This is a genomic window from Oceanisphaera sp., from assembly GCF_052084945.1.
Lineage (GTDB): Bacteria > Pseudomonadota > Gammaproteobacteria > Enterobacterales > Aeromonadaceae > Oceanimonas.
This window is the reverse complement of the sequence record NZ_JBQDEX010000046.1, coordinates 15,696-19,197: the sequence shown is the minus strand read 5'-3', so window position 1 is coordinate 19,197 and position 3,502 is coordinate 15,696. Positions and strand designations below refer to the sequence as shown.

Sequence of the window (3,502 nt, the reverse complement as noted above, 5' to 3'; positions counted from 1 at the left end):
TTATCTCTATTTTTCTGTGGGTTCCGTGGATTCCGTTGCTCATCTCTGGGGGTAGCAGTCAATAACTAGCATTTAAAATGCAACTTATTGTCCTAGATCACATTTTCTCTTTTGATTCGCCTTTATACTGCTTGCCAGTGACATAACAAGTACATCAATCAAGCAGTCAATTGAAGGAGAAGACGATGAGCGGATGTTGTGGTGGTTGCGGCGGTGAACACACGCGTCAAGAACAAGAGCAAGCGGCGGCCGAGGCTAAAGCGCAAGCTGAACAGCAGCAATCAGAAGCTGAGTAGTTTACTTCTGGCAGAGACATGCTGCATTTAAAAGCCAACCTCTGGGTTGGCTTTTTGCATTTTAAACCCTGAGCGCCGTATTATTTCTGTTCAGTCGCCTTAAACGCTTGCTTATCCAGCGCTCTCCTTAAGCCTAGGGCATTGTTAAATGCAACATAAAGTCCGATAATAGTCGCTGTCATTTTATATTACCGAGTGATCATGTCTGAATATTTGCTGCTGTTTGTTGGCACAGTGCTGGTCAACAACTTTGTACTGGTCAAATTTTTAGGTCTTTGCCCCTTTATGGGCGTGTCTGGCAAGTTAGAAACCGCCATTGGCATGGGCCTTGCCACCACTTTTGTACTGACCTTGGCCTCTGCCTGCTCTTATTTGGTCAACCAGTATATTTTGCAGCCCTTAGAGCTGACCTATTTGCGCACCCTGTCGTTTATTTTAGTGATTGCAGTGGTCGTGCAATTTACCGAAATGGTGGTGCATAAAACCAGCCCGACCCTGTATCGCTTATTAGGCATTTTTTTACCCTTAATCACCACTAACTGTGCCGTGCTGGGTGTGGCGTTATTAAACATCAACGAACAACACAATTTTATGCAAAGCCTAGTGTATGGTTTTAGTGCTGCCTTGGGCTTTTCGTTAGTGCTGGTGTTATTTGCGGCCATGCGTGAGCGATTAGCCGGTGCCGATGTGCCTGCCCCCTTTAAAGGCGCAGCACTGGCCATGATCACTGCCGGCTTAATGTCGTTAGCCTTTATGGGCTTTACCGGATTGGTGAAGTTTTAATGAGTCATATTTTAATTGCCATTGCTGTTCTTGCGCTACTGGCGCTGATTTTTGGCCTAATTTTAGGTTTTGCCGCCGTTAAATTTCAGGTGGAGTCAGATCCTATAGTAGAGCAACTTGATGAACTGCTGCCCCAAACCCAATGTGGCCAGTGTGGCTATCCGGGATGTCGACCCTACGCTGAAGCCGTGGCCAACGGCGACGATATTAATAAATGCGTGCCCGGCGGCGAAGCCACCATGATTAAAATTGCCGATTTAATGGGTGTCGAGCCACAAAGCTTAGGGGAAGCCGAGGCTGAGCCTGAAAAACGCGTGGCTTTTATTCACGAAGACATGTGCATTGGGTGCACTAAATGCATTGCCGCCTGTCCGGTAGACGCCATAGTGGGCGCTACTAAAGCCCTGCACACCGTTATTGAAGACGAGTGCACCGGCTGCGATTTATGTGTGGATCCTTGCCCCACCGATTGTATAGAGATGATCCCCATTAAAGTCACCACAGATAACTGGAAATGGCAGCTCAACTCCATCGCCATTAAACAGGTAGATTAATATGACGCTATTAGAGCAACTAACAGCGGGCAAACTGCATCAATTTCATGGTGGCATTCATCCGCCACAACGCAAAGCCCCGGCTAATTTAACGGCCATTAGCGAAGCAGGCCTGCCCCAAGAGCTAATATTGCAAGTGCGCCAGCACATAGGTCAGGCCGCACAGCTTAAAGTGGCGGTGGGCGAGCATGTACTTAAAGGGCAGCTATTAACTCAGCCGCTCAACCCCATGATGATGCCAGTGCATGCCCCCACATCGGGCACCATTAGTGCCATTGAAGACCGACCTTTATGCCACCCTTCTGGGCTATCGGGACTGTGCATTGTACTAGTGCCGGATGGCGAAGAAACGTGGCGACCTCGCTTTCCGGTCGCTGACTATCAGTTATTAGATGCCGATGTGTTGCTTAATCGCATTCATCAAGCAGGGATCACCGGCTTGGGCGGTGCGGGTTTTCCGGCACATGTTAAGCTTACCCCTCGTAAAAAAACCATAGACACCTTGATCATTAATGGCGTTGAGTGCGAACCCTATATTAGTGCCGACGACCGCTTAATGCGCGAATACCCGCAAGATATCTTGCAGGGCATTCATATTTTGCGCCATATAGTGCAGCCTACCACCACTATTCTGGCCATAGAAGACAACAAGCCCGAGGCCATAGCCGCATTAACCGCTGCCAATCAAGACGATAATCTTGTGATTGTGGCCGTGCCCACTAAATACCCTTCAGGGGGCGAAAAACAGCTGATTGAAGTGTTAACCGGTTTGCAAGTGCCCCGCAAAGGGCTGCCCGCAGATTTAGGCATAGTAGTGCAAAACGTTGGCACCGCGTTTGCCGTTAAACACGCCATTATAGATGACGAGCCCTTAATTAGGCGCGTGGTAACACTTGCCGGTGACGCTTTTAGCGAACCCGGTAATGCTTGGGTACATATTGGCACCCCTGTGCGTTATTTATTACAACGTTATGGCCTGAATGCCGAGCTAGAGCAGCGAGTGATTATGGGTGGCCCCATGATGGGCTTTACCTTGCACACCGCCGCTGCCCCTATTATTAAGGGCAGCAACTGCGTACTGGCTCCTAAGTACACAGAACTGCCGCCACCAGAAGAAGAAATGGCCTGCATTCGTTGCAGCCAGTGTGCCGATGCCTGCCCAGCCAGCTTATTACCGCAACAGCTGTATTGGTATGCGCGCAATGATGAGCACGACAAGCTCAACAGCCATAATTTATTTGACTGCATAGAGTGCGGCGCCTGTGCTTATGTGTGCCCCAGTAATATTCCATTAGTGCAATATTACCGTGAGGCCAAAGCCGATATTCGCCAAGCCGCCCATGAAGCTGTGCAAGCTGAACGAGCCAAAGTGCGTTTTGAAGCTCGCCAAGAGCGCCTTGCCCGCGAAAAAGCCGAACGCCAAGCCCGCCAAGCCAAAGCCGCAGCCGAACGTAAAGCGCGCATGGCCGAACAAGCCGCCGCAACCGGAGAAGATCCGGTTGCCGCCGCCCTTGCCCGTGTTAAAGCACGCCAACAAGCCGCTCCGCCAGAAGATATGGCCGCCGCCCGCGCCGCCCGTAAAGAGGAAGCGCGTCGTAATAAAGCGCTTAAACAAGCCGCTGCAGGCGAAGCCCCTCAAACCGGCGCCAATGCGGCTAATAGTGATAAACAAAGTGCCGTAGCCGCTGCCGTGGCACGAGCCAAAGCCCGAAAAGCGGCACAACAAGCCAAGGCCAGCACAGATAATGCGGCGACATCACCGGCCTCTGAAGCAGGCGATAATAAAAAAGCCGCCATACAAGCGGCGGTAGCAAGGGCCAAAGCACGCAAGGCCGCACAACAGGCAGAAACTCAGGCCGAGCCCAGTGG

General features: G+C 50.9%; 3 protein-coding genes. All 3 read left to right on the top strand.

Going from position 1 to position 3,502, the window contains the following annotated elements; genetic code table 11:
- Positions 1 to 497 precede the first annotated feature (497 nt).
- The gene (gene rsxA / locus ACTHY5_RS06115; RefSeq protein ID WP_441877788.1) at positions 498 to 1,079 is read left to right on the top strand and encodes an electron transport complex subunit RsxA; all 582 of its coding nucleotides are present in this window, start codon (positions 498 to 500) and stop codon (positions 1,077 to 1,079) included.
- Positions 1,079 to 1,633: an electron transport complex subunit RsxB gene (gene rsxB, locus ACTHY5_RS06110; protein WP_208004445.1), complete on the top strand. Its 555-nt coding sequence runs from the start codon at positions 1,079 to 1,081 to the stop codon at positions 1,631 to 1,633. Before rsxA ends, rsxB begins: the two co-directional genes overlap by 1 nt.
- A 1-nt stretch (position 1,634) precedes the next feature.
- Positions 1,635 to 3,502: electron transport complex subunit RsxC (gene rsxC, locus ACTHY5_RS06105; protein ID WP_441877786.1), on the top strand; the 1,868-nt coding region annotated here is incomplete at its 3' end.

Bases quoted from the DNA above. Each gene is read 5' to 3' on its own strand.
- rsxA (WP_441877788.1), top strand. From the start codon at position 498: ATGTCTGAATATTTGCTGCTGTTTGTTGGCACAGTGCTGGTCAACAAC.
- rsxB (WP_208004445.1), top strand. From the start codon at position 1,079: ATGAGTCATATTTTAATTGCCATTGCTGTTCTTGCGCTACTGGCGCTG.